Source organism: Neoroseomonas soli (genome assembly GCF_018129065.1).
GTDB classification, from domain to species: domain Bacteria; phylum Pseudomonadota; class Alphaproteobacteria; order Acetobacterales; family Acetobacteraceae; genus Neoroseomonas; species Neoroseomonas soli.
On the sequence record NZ_JAAEDM010000006.1, the window covers coordinates 106,176 to 119,055 of the forward strand.

At 68.4% G+C, this 12,880-nt stretch carries 23 protein-coding genes; 20 read left to right on the top strand and 3 right to left on the bottom strand.

Features of this window, described 5'->3' with window-relative positions:
* Position 1 precedes the first annotated feature (1 nt).
* The 20 genes from rpsC (at position 2) to rplQ (ending at position 10,483) form a co-directional block, all read left to right on the top strand.
* Positions 2-679 carry a 30S ribosomal protein S3 gene (gene rpsC / locus GXW76_RS04110; protein WP_211860713.1) on the top strand — a complete coding sequence of 226 codons (678 nt, stop codon included), beginning with the start codon at positions 2-4 and terminating at the stop codon, positions 677-679.
* Positions 680-691: 12 nt separating this feature from the next.
* On the top strand, positions 692-1,111 hold the full coding sequence (rplP, locus tag GXW76_RS04115; protein WP_211860714.1) for a 50S ribosomal protein L16: 420 nt from the start codon (positions 692-694) through the stop codon (positions 1,109-1,111).
* Position 1,112: 1 nt separating this feature from the next.
* A complete protein-coding gene (gene rpmC, locus GXW76_RS04120; protein WP_211860715.1) occupies positions 1,113-1,328 on the top strand; it encodes a 50S ribosomal protein L29 in 216 nt (71 codons plus the stop codon).
* A 16-nt stretch (positions 1,329-1,344) separates the two neighbouring features.
* On the top strand, positions 1,345-1,623 hold the full coding sequence (rpsQ, locus tag GXW76_RS04125; protein ID WP_211860716.1) for a 30S ribosomal protein S17: 279 nt from the start codon (positions 1,345-1,347) through the stop codon (positions 1,621-1,623).
* Positions 1,624-1,626: 3 nt separating this feature from the next.
* Complete coding sequence (gene rplN, locus GXW76_RS04130) at positions 1,627-1,995, top strand: 50S ribosomal protein L14 (protein WP_211860717.1); 369 nt, start codon at positions 1,627-1,629, stop codon at positions 1,993-1,995.
* Between the two features lie 2 nt (positions 1,996-1,997).
* Positions 1,998-2,318 carry a 50S ribosomal protein L24 gene (rplX, locus tag GXW76_RS04135; RefSeq protein WP_211846706.1) on the top strand — a complete coding sequence of 107 codons (321 nt, stop codon included), beginning with the start codon at positions 1,998-2,000 and terminating at the stop codon, positions 2,316-2,318.
* Positions 2,315-2,875, top strand: coding sequence for a 50S ribosomal protein L5 (gene rplE / locus GXW76_RS04140; protein WP_211860718.1), 561 nt, complete (start codon positions 2,315-2,317; stop codon positions 2,873-2,875). Before rplX ends, rplE begins: the two co-directional genes overlap by 4 nt.
* Positions 2,876-2,928: 53 nt before the next feature.
* Entirely contained in the window at positions 2,929-3,234 is a 306-nt protein-coding gene (gene rpsN, locus GXW76_RS04145; RefSeq protein ID WP_211860719.1) for a 30S ribosomal protein S14, read from the top strand.
* Positions 3,235-3,247: 13 nt separating this feature from the next.
* Positions 3,248-3,646, top strand: a complete 399-nt coding sequence (gene rpsH / locus GXW76_RS04150; RefSeq protein WP_211860720.1) for a 30S ribosomal protein S8 — start codon at positions 3,248-3,250, stop codon at positions 3,644-3,646.
* A gap of 14 nt (positions 3,647-3,660) precedes the next feature.
* A complete protein-coding gene (rplF, locus tag GXW76_RS04155; protein ID WP_211860721.1) occupies positions 3,661-4,194 on the top strand; it encodes a 50S ribosomal protein L6 in 534 nt (177 codons plus the stop codon).
* On the top strand, positions 4,194-4,556 hold the full coding sequence (gene rplR, locus GXW76_RS04160) for a 50S ribosomal protein L18 (protein WP_211860722.1): 363 nt from the start codon (positions 4,194-4,196) through the stop codon (positions 4,554-4,556). Before rplF ends, rplR begins: the two co-directional genes overlap by 1 nt.
* Positions 4,557-4,569: 13 nt before the next feature.
* A complete protein-coding gene (gene rpsE / locus GXW76_RS04165; RefSeq protein WP_211860723.1) occupies positions 4,570-5,202 on the top strand; it encodes a 30S ribosomal protein S5 in 633 nt (210 codons plus the stop codon).
* The gene (rpmD, locus tag GXW76_RS04170; RefSeq protein ID WP_211860724.1) at positions 5,195-5,383 is read left to right on the top strand and encodes a 50S ribosomal protein L30; all 189 of its coding nucleotides are present in this window, start codon (positions 5,195-5,197) and stop codon (positions 5,381-5,383) included. Before rpsE ends, rpmD begins: the two co-directional genes overlap by 8 nt.
* 3 nt (positions 5,384-5,386) lie before the next feature.
* Entirely contained in the window at positions 5,387-5,875 is a 489-nt protein-coding gene (rplO, locus tag GXW76_RS04175) for a 50S ribosomal protein L15 (RefSeq protein ID WP_211860725.1), read from the top strand.
* A 96-nt stretch (positions 5,876-5,971) separates the two neighbouring features.
* Entirely contained in the window at positions 5,972-7,330 is a 1,359-nt protein-coding gene (secY, locus tag GXW76_RS04180) for a preprotein translocase subunit SecY (RefSeq protein WP_211860726.1), read from the top strand.
* Between the two features lie 20 nt (positions 7,331-7,350).
* A complete protein-coding gene (locus GXW76_RS04185; RefSeq protein ID WP_211860727.1) occupies positions 7,351-8,004 on the top strand; it encodes an adenylate kinase in 654 nt (217 codons plus the stop codon).
* 148 nt (positions 8,005-8,152) lie between these two features.
* Entirely contained in the window at positions 8,153-8,530 is a 378-nt protein-coding gene (gene rpsM / locus GXW76_RS04190; protein WP_211860728.1) for a 30S ribosomal protein S13, read from the top strand.
* A 1-nt stretch (position 8,531) separates the two neighbouring features.
* Positions 8,532-8,939, top strand: coding sequence for a 30S ribosomal protein S11 (rpsK, locus tag GXW76_RS04195; RefSeq protein WP_211860729.1), 408 nt, complete (start codon positions 8,532-8,534; stop codon positions 8,937-8,939).
* A gap of 74 nt (positions 8,940-9,013) precedes the next feature.
* Complete coding sequence (locus GXW76_RS04200) at positions 9,014-10,030, top strand: DNA-directed RNA polymerase subunit alpha (protein WP_211860752.1); 1,017 nt, start codon at positions 9,014-9,016, stop codon at positions 10,028-10,030.
* Between the two features lie 27 nt (positions 10,031-10,057).
* Positions 10,058-10,483, top strand: a complete 426-nt coding sequence (rplQ, locus tag GXW76_RS04205) for a 50S ribosomal protein L17 (protein ID WP_211860730.1) — start codon at positions 10,058-10,060, stop codon at positions 10,481-10,483.
* A 171-nt stretch (positions 10,484-10,654) separates the two neighbouring features.
* Here the strand turns inward: rplQ and GXW76_RS04210 are convergent, their stop codons facing one another.
* The 3 genes from GXW76_RS04210 to GXW76_RS04220 all read right to left on the bottom strand — a co-directional run bounded on the left by GXW76_RS04210 (position 10,655) and on the right by GXW76_RS04220 (position 12,798).
* Positions 10,655-11,077 (bottom strand): hypothetical protein, encoded by a 423-nt coding sequence (locus GXW76_RS04210; protein ID WP_211860731.1) that lies wholly within the window; start codon positions 11,075-11,077, stop codon positions 10,655-10,657.
* A gap of 101 nt (positions 11,078-11,178) precedes the next feature.
* A complete protein-coding gene (locus tag GXW76_RS04215; RefSeq protein WP_211860732.1) occupies positions 11,179-11,808 on the bottom strand; it encodes a hypothetical protein in 630 nt (209 codons plus the stop codon).
* Between the two features lie 6 nt (positions 11,809-11,814).
* Positions 11,815-12,798: a Bug family tripartite tricarboxylate transporter substrate binding protein gene (locus GXW76_RS04220; protein ID WP_246513897.1), complete on the bottom strand. Its 984-nt coding sequence runs from the start codon at positions 12,796-12,798 to the stop codon at positions 11,815-11,817.
* Between the last annotated feature and the right edge of the window lie 82 nt (positions 12,799-12,880).

Genomic DNA, 12,880 nt, shown 5'->3' on the forward strand with positions numbered 1-12,880 from the left:
GATGGGCCAGAAAGTCAATCCGATCGGGCTGCGGCTCGGCATCAACCGCACCTGGGACAGCCGCTGGTTCGCGGGCGCGGACTACGCCAAGCTGCTGCATGAGGACTTCAAGCTGCGCGAGACGCTGCACAAGCGCCTGAAGGGCGCCGGCGTGTCCCGCGTGGTGATCGAGCGCCCGGCGAAGAAGCCCCGCGTGACGATCCACGCCGCCCGTCCGGGCGTCGTGATCGGCAAGAAGGGTGCGGACATCGAGGTGCTGCGCAAGGACCTCATGAAGATGGCCGGTGCCGAGGTGGCGCTGAACATCGTCGAGATCCGCAAGCCCGAGATCGACGCGACGCTGGTGGCCGAGAACATCGCCCAGCAGCTGGAGCGCCGCGTGGCTTTCCGTCGCGCGATGAAGCGCGCGGTGCAGTCCGCCATGCGCCTCGGCGCCGGCGGCATCCGCATCAACTGCTCCGGCCGCCTCGGCGGGGCCGAGATCGCGCGCATGGAGTGGTACCGCGAGGGCCGCGTGCCCCTGCACACCCTCCGCGCCGACATCGACTTCGGCGTGGCGACCGCGAAGACCACCTACGGCACCTGCGGTGTGAAGGTGTGGATCTTCAAGGGCGAGATCATGGCGCACGACCCGATGGCGCAGGACAAGCGCGCCGCCGAGCAAGCGCCGCAGCGCTGAAGGTGAAGGACAATGCTGCAGCCTAAGCGCACCAAGTTCCGAAAGGCCCACAAGGGCCGTATCCATGGCCTGGCGAAGGGCGGCTTCACGCTGTCCTTCGGCGGGTTCGGCCTCAAGGCCCTCGAGCCGGAGCGCGTGACTGCGCGCCAGATCGAGGCAGCGCGCCGTGCGATCACTCGCGCGATGAAGCGTCAGGGCCGCGTGTGGATCCGCATCTTCCCGGACGTGCCGGTTTCGACCAAGCCGGCGGAAGTCCGCATGGGTTCCGGCAAGGGCGCCCCCGAATACTGGGTGTGCCGCGTGAAGCCGGGCCGTGTGATGTTCGAGATCGACGGCGTGCCGGTCGAGACGGCGCGTGAGGCGCTGACCCTCGGTGCGGCCAAGCTGCCGATCAAGACCAAGTTCGTCACCCGCCTGGGTGCGGAGGCCTGACATGGCTGCCACCAAGATCGGCGACATCCGCGCCAAGACGCCGGATGAGCTGAACACCATGCTGCTCGACCTGCGCAAGGAGCAGTTCAACCTGCGCTTCCAGCGCGCGACCGGCCAGCTTGAGGCGCTTTCGCGCATCAAGCAGGTCCGTCGCGACATCGCGCGGGTGAAGACCATCATCGGCGAGCGCGCGCAGAGCGCCGCCCCCAAGGCCTGAGAGGAGACCGACGGCGATGCCGAAGCGCGTCCTCACCGGGCGGGTCGTCAGCGACAAGACGGACAAGACCATTACGGTTCTTGTCGAGCGTCGAGTCATGCACCCGCTCTATAAGAAGTTCATCCGGCGCTCCAAGAAGTATGCCGCGCATGACGACGCCAACCTGTGCAAGGAAGGCGACGTGGTGCAGATCGAGGAGTGTCGTCCGATCTCGAAGTCGAAGTCCTGGGTGGTGATCGAGCGCAACGGCGCCACGGTCGAGCGCCCGGCCTTCCTCGGCGCTGCGGAGGCCTGATCCATGATCCAGGTCGAATCCAACCTCGAAGTCGCGGACAATTCCGGTGCGCGCCGCGTCCAGTGCATCAAGGTGCTGGGCGGCTCGAAGCGGAAGACCGCGGGCGTGGGCGACATCATCGTCGTCTCCGTGAAGGAAGCGATTCCCCGCGGCAAGGTGAAGAAGGGTACGGTGGAGCGCGCGGTGATCGTGCGCACGGCGTTCCCCGTTCGCCGCCAGGACGGCACGGTGATCCGCTTCGACCGCAACGCGGCCGTGCTGATCAACAAGCAGAATGAGCCGATCGGCACCCGCATCTTCGGACCGGTGGTCCGCGAGCTGCGCGCCAAGAAGTTCATGAAGATCATCTCCCTGGCTCCGGAGGTGCTGTAACCATGGCTGCGAAGATCCGTAAGGGCGATCGCGTCCAGGTCCTGACCGGCAAGGACAAGGGCCGCCAGGGCGAAGTGATCCGGGTTGTTCCCGCCGAAGGCCGCGCCTTCGTGCAGGGCGTGAACCTGGCGAAGCGGCACCAGAAGCCGCAGGGCATGGGCCGCCCCGGCGGCATCATCGAGAAGGAGGCGTCGATCGACCTCTCCAACCTCGCCCTGCTAGACCCGAAGTCGGGCAAGCCGACCCGGGTTGGCTTCAAGGTGCTCGAGGACGGCAAGAAGGTCCGGGTGGCGAAGGCCTCCGGCGAGGTGCTCGACGCATGAGCGACGTGACGGAGAAGCCGCGCCTGCGGCAGCACTACGACGAGGTCGTGCGCAAGCGCCTCGTCGAGGAATTCGGGTACAAGAACCCGATGGAAGTGCCGAAGCTCGAGAAGATCGTCATCAACATGGGCGTCGGCGAAGCCGCCGGCGACCAGAAGAAGCTCGACGCCGCTTACGCCGAGCTGACGATGATCGCGGGCCAGAAGCCGGTGAAGACCAAGGCGAAGAAGGCCATCGCGGGCTTCAAGATCCGCGAGGGCATGGCGATCGGCACGAAGGTGACGCTTCGCCAGCAGCGGATGTACGAGTTCCTTGACCGGCTCGTGACCATCGCGCTGCCCCGCCTTCGCGACTTCCGTGGGCTGCCGGGGAGCAAGGGCTTCGACGGGCGGGGGAATTTCTCCCTTGGCCTCAAGGAGCAGATCGTGTTCCCCGAGATCAGCTACGACAAGGTGGACGCGATCCGCGGCATGGACATCGTCTTCGTCACGACGGCGAAGACGGACAAGGAAGCGAAGGCGCTGCTCAAGGCCTTCGATCTTCCCTTCCAGAACTGATTTTTGGAAAACCGCCGGGTGCAGCCCGGCAGGTTCCGGAGGACCTAGACGGCATGGCCAAGACCTCGTCTGTCGAGAAGAACAAGCGTCGTGAGAAGCTCTCGAAGCTTCACGCGTCGAAGCGCGCCGCCCTGAAGGCCGTGGTGATGGACCGCGAGCTGCCGGTGGAGGATCGCTTCGAGGCGACGCTGAAGCTCGCGCAGCTTCCACGCAACGGCGCCGCGAACCGCGTGCGCCTGCGCTGCGAAGTGACCGGCCGCCCCCGCGGCAATTACCGCAAGTTCAAGCTCTGCCGTAACCAGCTGCGTGAACTGGCCTCGAAGGGCCAGATCCCCGGCGTGGTCAAGGCGAGCTGGTAAGGAAGGACCGGCCATGTCCATGTCCGATCCGCTGGGCGATATGCTCACGCGCATCCGCAACGCGCAGTCGGCGCGCCAGTCGCGCTGCAAGGCGCCGGCGTCCAAGCTGCGTGAGAACGTGCTCGAAGTGTTGAAGCGCGAGGGCTACATCCGCGCCTGGCGCACCGAGGAAGTGCGCCCCGGCGTGCGCTTCATCGACATCGAGCTGAAGTATTCGGAAGGCGAGCCCGCCATCAAGGAGATCACGCGCATCTCCAAGCCCGGCCGGCGCGTCTATTCGAAGATCACGGAGCTGCCCAAGGTCTATAACGGCCTTGGCACTTCCATCCTCTCCACGCCGCGCGGCGTGATGAGCGAGAACGAGGCCCGCGCCGCCAATGTCGGCGGCGAGGTCCTCTGCCGCGTGTTCTGACGGGGGGCGAACAGATGTCTCGCGTTGGGAAGTATCCTGTGCCGGTGCCGTCGGGCGTTACGCTCGCGCTGGCCGGCCGCACGCTGACCGCCAAGGGCAAGCTCGGTGAGCTCAAGCTCGACCTCACGGATGACGTGGATGTCGAGATCAAGGCGAACGAGGTCGCCGTCTCCCCGCGCCGCACGGACCGCCGTGCGCGCACCATGTGGGGCACGACGCGCAGCCTGATCAACTCGATGGTGACGGGCGTCTCCGCCGGCTTCTCGAAGTCGATGGAGATCAACGGCACCGGCTACCGCGCCGCGGTGCAGGGTTCCGATCTGGTGCTGAACCTCGGCTACAGCCACGAGATCCGCTACGCGATCCCGCAGGGGATCAAGATCACCTGCGAGAAGCCGACCGCCATCAAGGTGGAAGGCTCAGACAAGCGGCAGGTGGGCCAGGTGGCGGCCGAGATCCGCGCGTACCGCGGCCCCGAGCCCTACAAGGGCAAGGGTGTCAAGTACGACAACGAGCAGATCCTCCGGAAGGAGGGTAAGAAGAAGTAATGGCCAGCAAGCTCGATCTCGAGGCGCGCCGCCGGCGTCGCCTCCGCTTCCAGCTCCGGCAGAAGTCCGGCGGGCGCGTGCGCCTGTCGGTGTTCCGCTCGGGCAAGCACATCTACGCGCAGGTCATCGACGACAAGCAGGGGCGCACGCTCGCGGCCGCCTCGTCGCTTGAGAAGGCGATGCGCGACGGGCTCAAGACCGGCGCCGACAAGGACGCCGCGGCGGCCGTCGGCAAGCTGGTGGCCGAACGCGCGCTCGCCGCGGGGGTGACGGAAGTCGTCTTCGACCGGGGACCCTATCTCTACCATGGGCGCGTCAAGGCGCTCGCGGACGGCGCCCGCGAGGGCGGGCTGTCGTTCTGAGGGGCTGACACACATGGCATATGCACCGAGGACCGGCGGCGAAGGCGGCGGCGAAGGCGGGCGCGAGCGCCGCGGCCGCCGTCGCGATGGCGACCGCGACCAGCGTCAGGATCGCCAGGAAGGCGACGAGCTGAAGGACAAGCTCGTCACCATCAACCGCGTTGCCAAGGTGGTGAAGGGTGGCCGTCGCTTCTCCTTCGCCGCTCTGGTCGTGGTCGGCGACGAGAAGGGCCGCGTGGGCTGGGGTGCGGGCAAGGCCCGCGAGGTGCCGGAGGCGATCCGCAAGGCGACGGAGCGTGCGAAGCGCACGATGATCCGCGTGCCGATGCGTGAGGGCCGCACCCTGCACCACGACGTGATCGGCGAGTTCGGCGCCGGCCGCGTGATCCTGCGCGCCGCCCCGGCGGGTACCGGCATCATCGCCGGCGGCCCGATGCGCGCGGTGTTCGAGACGCTCGGCATGGGCGACGTCGTCGCCAAGTGCACGGGCTCGGCGAACCCGCACAACATGGTGAAGGCCACCTTCGCGGCGCTGCAGAAGTGCACGAGCCCGCGCGCCGTTGCGGCGCGTCGCGGCAAGAAGGTTGCCGACATCCTCGGCCAGAAGAAGGACGCCGCCGAGGCGACGGAGGCCGCGAATGCCTGACGAGAAGAAGACCGTGAAGGTGACCCAGCTCGGGTCGCCGATCGGCCGCAAGCCTGGCCAGAAGGAGACCCTCATCGGTCTCGGCCTGAACAAGCGTCATCGCACGCGTGAGCTGGAGGACACTCCGGCCGTACGCGGCATGATCCGCAAGGTCGCGCACCTGGTGCGCGTCGAGGACTGAGCCATGAAGCTCAACGAAATCCGCGACAACGAGGGCGCCCGCCCGAAGTTCAAGCGAATCGGCCGCGGCATCGGCTCCGGCAAGGGCAAGACCGGCGGCCGCGGCGTGAAGGGTCAGAAGGCCCGCACCGGCGTGTCGATCAACGGGTTCGAGGGCGGTCAGCTCCCGATCTACCGGCGCGTGCCGAAGCGCGGCTTCGTTAACGTGTTCCGCAAGGAATACGCGGTGCTGAACCTCGGCGCGCTCGACGCGGCGATCGAGTCGGGCCGCCTGCCCGCCGGTCAGTCGGTGGACGAGGCGGCGCTGAAGGCGGCGGGGCTGGTGCGTTCCTCCTCCAAGTTCGTGGGCGTACGCCTGCTGGCGAAGGGCGAGATCAAGCGCGCCGTGGCCATCACCGTCTCCGGTGCCTCGGCGGCCGCGATCGCGGCGGTGCAGGCTGCCGGCGGCAGCGTGACCGTAACGGCGGCGCCGGCGGAAGCCGCGTCCGAGTGACCCTTGCCCCTGGTCGGCCGCATGGCTAGGTCAGGGTCCGGTCTTGGCTGCGGCGCGCAGGGGCACCTGGGCGCCGCAGTGCTGAGGAGATAACGCATGGCGTCCGCTGCCGAGCAGGCGATGTCCAGCCTCAACTTCGGGGTGCTGGCGAAGGCGACCGAGCTCAAGAAGCGCATCTGGTTCACGCTGGGGGCGCTGATCGTCTATCGACTCGGCACCTATATTCCGGTGCCGGGCGTGGACGCGGCAGTGATGGGCGAGATCCTTGCCCAGCACGGCGGCGGCATCCTCGGCATGTTCGACATGTTCACGGGCGGCGCTCTCGGGCGCATGACCGTCTTCGCGCTGAACATCATGCCCTACATCAGCGCCAGCATCATCGTGCAGCTGATGACCGCTGCCATTCCGTCCTGGGAAGCGCTCAAGAAGGAAGGCGAGGCGGGGCGGAAGAAGCTCAACCAGTACACGCGCTACCTGACGGTGCTGATCGCGGTCTTCCAGGCCTGGGGAATCGCGGTCGGACTCGAGTCGATGCGCGGGCAGTTCGGTGCCGCGGTCTATGATCCGGGCTGGTTCTTCCGCATCTCCTGCGTGATCACCCTGGTCGGCGGCACGATGTTCCTGATGTGGCTGGGCGAGCAGATCACCGCCCGCGGCGTCGGCAACGGCATCAGCCTGATCATCTTCGCGGGCATTGTCGCGAACCTGCCGCATGCGTTGGTCACGACGCTGGAACTGGGGCGGACCGGCGCGCTCTCGACCGTGTTCATCATCATCTTCCTGATCGTCGCGCTGGCCGTGATCGCCTTCGTGGTGTTCATCGAACGTGCCCAGCGGCGCATCCCGGTGCAGTACCCCAAGCGCCAGGTCGGGAACCGCATGTTCAGCGGGGAAGCGACGCACCTGCCGCTCAAGCTGAACACTTCGGGCGTCATCCCGCCGATCTTCGCCTCCTCCCTGCTGCTGCTGCCGGCGACGGTCGCAGGCTTCTCGACCGACCCGACGCAGGAAAGCTGGCTGCAGACGATCACGGCGCTCGTGGCGCACGGGAAGCCGCTCTACATGGCGCTGTACATGGCGCTGATCATCTTCTTCGCCTTCTTCTACACGGCCGTGGTCTTCAACCCGACCGAGACGGCGGACAATCTGAAGAAGTACGGCGGCTTCGTGCCGGGTATCCGGCCGGGGCAGAACACGGCGGACTACCTCGACCGGGTGCTGACCAGGCTGACGGTGGTCGGTGCGCTCTACCTCGTCGTGGTCTGCCTCATCCCTGAGATCCTGATCAGCCAGTACGGCGTGCCCTTCTACTTCGGCGGCACTTCCCTTCTGATCATTGTCTCGGTCACCATGGACACGGTGGCGCAGGTGCAATCGCACCTCTTCGCCCACCAGTACGAAGGCCTGATCAAGAAGGCCAGGCTGGGGGGGCGCGGCATGCCGCGGCCTCGCTGACGAAGGGGGAAAGGACGAGGATGAACCTGATCCTGCTGGGCCCGCCCGGGGCCGGGAAGGGTACCCAGGCCAAGCGGCTCGAGGACCAGTACGGGATCGCCCAGATCTCGACGGGCGACATGCTGCGGGCCGAGGTCAAGTCGGGCAGCGAGATCGGCCTCACGGCCAAGGCGATCATGGAGCGCGGGGAACTGGTCCCGGACCAGGTCATCACCGCCATGCTCGCCGCCCGGGTCTCCCGGCCGGACTGCGCCAAGGGGTTCATCCTGGATGGCTTCCCTCGCACGGTCCCGCAGGCCGAGGCGCTGGATCGGATGCTGTCCGAGAAGGGCCTGAAGCTCGACCACGTGATCGAGTTGAAGGTGGACGACGCCGCGCTGGTCGAGCGCATCGCCGGCCGCTTCACCTGCGGCCAATGCGGCGCAGGATACCATGACACTTTCAAGCCCACGGCGAAGCCGGGGGTTTGCGACGTCTGCGGCGGGACGGAGTTCATCCGCCGCGCGGACGACAAGGCTGAGACGGTGGCGGCCAGGCTTGATGCCTACCACCGCCAGACGGCGCCGCTGCTGCCCTACTATGCCGCCCAGGGGAAACTCCGTGGCGTGGACGGGATGGCGGCGATGGACGAGGTGGCGCGCCAGATCGGCGCCATTCTCGCCGCGAAGGGTTGACTCTCTCGGGGGCGGGGTCTAAATCGCCCCCCTTCCCGCGACCGGGCATGCCCGGCCGCCGTTTACCGTTGCATGGACTTGTTCACTGCGCCGAAGGGGCTGCTGCCCCGCACGGCGATTATCGGGGCCGAGCCCCAGGAGAAGCACTGTGGCGCGCATCGCCGGCGTGAACATCCCGACCACCAAGCGGGTGCTCATCTCGCTTCGCTACATCTTCGGCATCGGGCCGCAGAACGCGAAGGATATCTGTGGCAAGCTCGGCATCCCCGACGATCGTCGGGTGAACCAGCTGACCGATGACGAAGTCCTGCGGATCCGCGAGCTCATCGACCGCGATTACCGCGTCGAAGGCGACCTGCGGCGTGAGCAGGCGATGAACATCAAGCGGCTGATGGATCTCGGCTGCTACCGCGGTCTGCGCCACCGCAAGGGTCTGCCGACCCGCGGTCAGCGCACCCACACCAATGCCCGTACCCGCAAGGGCAAGGCCGTGGCGATCGCCGGCAAGAAGAAGGTGACGAAGTAAGATGGCCCGCGAACCCCGCGGCGGCGCCTCCCGCGGCCCCGTCAAGCGCAAGGAACGGAAGAACATCAGCTCGGGCGTTGCCCATGTGCTGGCGTCCTTCAACAACACCATCGTGACCATCACGGACGCGCAGGGCAACGCGATCGCGTGGTCGTCCTCCGGTTCCCAGGGCTTCAAGGGCAGCCGGAAGTCCACCCCGTACGCCGCCCAGGTCGCCGCGGAAGACGCCGGCCGCAAGGCGCGCGAGCACGGGATGGAGACGCTTGAGATCATGGTGAGCGGCCCCGGCTCGGGTCGCGAATCGGCGCTGCGCGCCCTGCAGGCGGTTGGCTTCTACGTCACTGCCATCAAGGACGTGACGCCCATCCCGCACAACGGTTGCCGTCCGCGGAAGCGCCGTCGCGTCTGAGCAAGACGCGCTACGGAAGGCGCGTCTGATCCGACGCGCCGCTACGTGACCGGGGCAGCCGACAGGAGATTAAGATCGTGCTCGAGAGGAATTGGCGTTCGCTGATCGAGACGCAGAAGTCCGTCGAGATGGGGGCGGACCCGCTGCGCACGGCGACCGTCGTGCTGGAGCCGCTGGAACGCGGCTTCGGCATGACGCTGGGCAACGCGCTGCGTCGCGTGCTGCTCTCGTCGCTGCAGGGCGCCGCCGTGACGGCCATCCGCATCGACGGCGTGCTGCATGAATTCAGCAGCATCCAGGGCGTGCGGGAGGACGTGACGGACATCGTCCTCAACGTGAAGCAGCTCGCCATCCGGATGCAGGGCGAGGGGCCGAAGCGCCTCCAGCTCAACGCGACCGGCCCGGGCGAGGTCACCGCTGGGCAGATCCAGACCACCGGCGACATCGAGATCGCGAACCCCGACCTCGTGCTCTGCACGCTGGACGACGGCGCGAAGTTCGCGATGGAGCTGACGGTCGATGTCGGCAAGGGTTACGTGCCCGCCGCAGAGAACCGCCCCGAGGACGCTCCGATCGGCCTGATTCCGGTTGATGCGATCTATTCCCCGGTCCGCCGCGTGGCCTACCGCGTGGAGCCGACCCGCGTCGGCCAGAAGACCGACTACGACAAGCTGATCCTGACGGTGGAGACCGACGGCACCCTGCTGCCGGAGGACGCCGTGGGCGTGGCCGCCCGCATCCTGCAGGAGCAGCTGCAGATCCTCGTGAACTTCGCCGAGCCGCGCGAGCGCGTCGAGGAGGAGGTCCGCGACGACCTGCCGTTCAACCGCAACCTCCTCCGCAAGGTGGACGAGCTGGAACTGTCGGTCCGCAGCGCGAACTGCCTGAAGAACGACAACATCGTCTACATCGGCGACCTGGTTCAGAAGACCGAGCAGGAAATGCTCCGCACGCCGAACTTCGGCCGCAAGTCGCTGAACGAGATCAAGGAAGTCCTCGCCTCGATGGGCCTCGGCCTCGGCATGACCGTCACCGGTTGGCCGCCCGAGAACATCGAGGAACTCGCGAAGAAGGTGGAGGAGCCCTTCTAAGGGCTGCCCGGGTAAGGAAATACAATCATGCGTCACGGAATGGCCGGGCGTAAGCTCAACGTCACCTCCGCCCACCGCGTTGCCATGTTCCGCAACATGGCGACCTCGCTGCTGAAGCACGAGCAGATCACCACCACCCTGCCGAAGGCGAAGGAACTGCGCCCGTACGTCGAGCGCATCATCACCCTCGGCAAGCGTGGCGGCCTGCATGCGCGCCGTCAGGCGCTCGCGCAGATCCGCGACGAGAAGGTGGTGGCGAAGCTCTTCACCGAGATCGCCGACCGCTACAAGACCCGCCAGGGCGGCTATTGCCGCGTGCTGAAGGCCGGCGTCCGCTACGGCGACGCCGCGACCATGGCGGTGATCGAGCTGGTGGACCGCAACGTGGCTGCGAAGGGCCAGGACAGCGGCCCGAAGCCGGAAGCCGCGGCGGAAGAGACCGCCGAGTCCTGATCGCGCCTCGCCGCGACGGAAGACGCCAAGGGCGGATGGGCAACCGTCCGCCCTTCTTCTTTGCCGCGACGACTGCGCGGCTTCCTGACGCCCGGTTGGCGGCCGCGGAGCAAGACGCGCACGGCCCGGGTACGATGACGCCCCGTTACGGGGGGGGCGGTCGCCGTCAGTTCAGCGAGGACCCATGGCCTCGGCGAGGGTGGGGATGAACTCGCGCAGGCCGGGCCGGAGTGCCTCCGGCCAGGCGCGCGGGTCTGGCGGGACGGAAAGGCGAACGCCGCCGCCTTCCGTCAGCAGTAGGTAGACCCGCTCCTCATGCACATCGAAGGCGAGGAAGGCACCGCCTTCGCGGCAGCCCTCGGCGCGACAGCCGAAGCCGTAGATGTATCGGTCGCCGGCCAGAGCCACGGGCGGGCCCGGATCACGCAGGCGGGCGGCGAGCGCGCCGCGGTGCCCTCCGCTGTTGAAGCGCAGCGCCGTCGTCAGTTCGTGCCGCTGCGCCAGTGCCAGTACGGGCTGGCCGATCACGCTCTCGATCGAGTCCTGCCCCGTCGCCGGCGCCGTTAGCGACAAGCCGACAAGCAACGCCGCCACCCCACTCGCCTGCGCGGCTCGCGACCGGCGAGACGGTCCCGCAAGGAAGGGAAGGGCAGTGGGGGAGGTTCTCCTCCCCAGCATCTTCCGCAGCAGCCCCGTCACAGCGGCGGCACCCGCGCCAGCGCCGCCAGGATGGCGAGCCCCGCCAGCACCCGCCCCGGTGCCACCCAGCGCTCCGGGATCCGCGCAAGGATCGATATCGCCCATCCGGCCAGCACCACCACCATCACTCCCGCCACGAAGCCCGCGCAGATCGAGGTGCTGACCAGCACCGCCTCGCGCAGCGTATCCTCCCACAGCACGGGCACGAGTGCCTGGCCATAGGCGCCGATCCGCGTCGTTGCCACCACTGCGGCGACCAGAGGCCCGGCCCACCGCACCAGCAAGCCGCGCCAGGAGAGAACGGCGAGCACGATCAGCCAGGCGCCCTCTGCCGCCACCTCCCAGTCCGAGGGCTCTTCGCCAGGGATCCAACCATTCTCCCCGGCGGTGCCGAGGGCGACACGCCAAGCCACGGCGACGGCAGCGCCCAGCACGGCCCAGCCCCCGGCAGCGGGAAGGCCCGACGGCCCCCGTGCCAGCAGCATCAGCGCGACCGCGGCGAGGACGGGCGGCGCCGTCCGCACTTCCGCAGCCGCCGCCATCGCCCCGAACATCGTCCCCCAGGCGCCGGCCAGCAGCAGGGTCGCGATCGCGGCGACCGCAAGGGCGCCCAGCGCGGGCCGCACGCGCTGCTACTCGATGCGGATATTCGCGTCGCGCACCAAGGTCGCCATGGCGGCGCGCCCCTCGGTGACGAAGCGCGAGAAGTCGGCCGGCATGCTGCCGACCGGCACGGCGCCCAGACGGTCGAGGCGGGCGCGCACATCGGCTTCGACCAGGGTGGCGGCCAAGGCCTCATGCAGGCGGGCCGCGATCTCCGCCGGCATGCCGGCGGGCGCGAACAAGCCGACCCACTCGCTGACGTCGAAGCCGGGCAGGCCGCTTTCGGCCAGCGTCGGCACATCGGGCAGGTTCGCCTGGCGCTGCGCGGTGGCCACCGCAAGGAAGCGCGCCCGCCCCGACTCGACGACCGGCCGTGCCGAGAGCGCGGTGATGAACACGCCGTCCAGGCTGCCCGCCGCGAGGTCGCGAGCCGCGTCGGCGCCGCCGCGATAGGGCACGTGCTGCACCTCGATCCCCGCCTCGCGGGCGAAGCGCGCGAGGCCGAGATGCCCCGCCGTCGCATTGCCCTGCGTGCCCATGTTGATCGTGTTCGGCTGCGCCTTGGCGCGCGCGATGAAGGCGGCGATGTCGCGCGCCGGGAAGTCCTGCTTCACCGCGACCACCTGCGGGAAGGTGCAGACCTGGCTGATCGGCAGGAAGGCCGTGGTGTAGTCGAAGGTCAGCCCGCGCAGCAGCGCATGGTTCACGATGTGGGAAGACGCATCCCACAGCAGCGTGTAGCCGTCCGCGGCGCTGCGGGCGACCTCGCCGCCACCGATGGAGCCGCCGGCGCCGGTGCGGTTCTCGACCACGAAGGTGGCGGGCAGGCGCTCGGCCATGCGGGGCAGGATGGTGCGCGCGGCGGAATCGGCCGCGCCGCCGGCGGCGAAGGGAACGATGACCCGTACGGGGCGTGTCGGCCAGGATTGCGCGCGGGCGATGCCGGCGAGGGGCAGCGCGGCGGCGGCGATCAGGGCGCGGCGATGGAGCGGCATGGCGATCTCTTCCGGCATCAACGCGCTTCCTCTGGCCATGCGCGCCGGAGGCGTCAAGCCGCGCCGCGGTGGCGCGAGAAGCAGCGCTGTCGTCAGGGCG

Coding starts and splice junctions, on each gene's coding strand:
- rpsC (WP_211860713.1), top strand. CDS start 2: ATGGGCCAGAAAGTCAATCCGATCGGGCTGCGGCTCGGCATCAACCGC.
- rplP (WP_211860714.1), top strand. CDS start 692: ATGCTGCAGCCTAAGCGCACCAAGTTCCGAAAGGCCCACAAGGGCCGT.
- rpmC (WP_211860715.1), top strand. CDS start 1,113: ATGGCTGCCACCAAGATCGGCGACATCCGCGCCAAGACGCCGGATGAG.
- rpsQ (WP_211860716.1), top strand. CDS start 1,345: ATGCCGAAGCGCGTCCTCACCGGGCGGGTCGTCAGCGACAAGACGGAC.
- rplN (WP_211860717.1), top strand. CDS start 1,627: ATGATCCAGGTCGAATCCAACCTCGAAGTCGCGGACAATTCCGGTGCG.
- rplX (WP_211846706.1), top strand. CDS start 1,998: ATGGCTGCGAAGATCCGTAAGGGCGATCGCGTCCAGGTCCTGACCGGC.
- rplE (WP_211860718.1), top strand. CDS start 2,315: ATGAGCGACGTGACGGAGAAGCCGCGCCTGCGGCAGCACTACGACGAG.
- rpsN (WP_211860719.1), top strand. CDS start 2,929: ATGGCCAAGACCTCGTCTGTCGAGAAGAACAAGCGTCGTGAGAAGCTC.
- rpsH (WP_211860720.1), top strand. CDS start 3,248: ATGTCCATGTCCGATCCGCTGGGCGATATGCTCACGCGCATCCGCAAC.
- rplF (WP_211860721.1), top strand. CDS start 3,661: ATGTCTCGCGTTGGGAAGTATCCTGTGCCGGTGCCGTCGGGCGTTACG.
- rplR (WP_211860722.1), top strand. CDS start 4,194: ATGGCCAGCAAGCTCGATCTCGAGGCGCGCCGCCGGCGTCGCCTCCGC.
- rpsE (WP_211860723.1), top strand. CDS start 4,570: ATGGCATATGCACCGAGGACCGGCGGCGAAGGCGGCGGCGAAGGCGGG.
- rpmD (WP_211860724.1), top strand. CDS start 5,195: ATGCCTGACGAGAAGAAGACCGTGAAGGTGACCCAGCTCGGGTCGCCG.
- rplO (WP_211860725.1), top strand. CDS start 5,387: ATGAAGCTCAACGAAATCCGCGACAACGAGGGCGCCCGCCCGAAGTTC.
- secY (WP_211860726.1), top strand. CDS start 5,972: ATGGCGTCCGCTGCCGAGCAGGCGATGTCCAGCCTCAACTTCGGGGTG.
- GXW76_RS04185 (WP_211860727.1), top strand. CDS start 7,351: ATGAACCTGATCCTGCTGGGCCCGCCCGGGGCCGGGAAGGGTACCCAG.
- rpsK (WP_211860729.1), top strand. CDS start 8,532: ATGGCCCGCGAACCCCGCGGCGGCGCCTCCCGCGGCCCCGTCAAGCGC.
- rplQ (WP_211860730.1), top strand. CDS start 10,058: ATGCGTCACGGAATGGCCGGGCGTAAGCTCAACGTCACCTCCGCCCAC.
- GXW76_RS04220 (WP_246513897.1), bottom strand. CDS start 12,798: ATGCCGGAAGAGATCGCCATGCCGCTCCATCGCCGCGCCCTGATCGCC.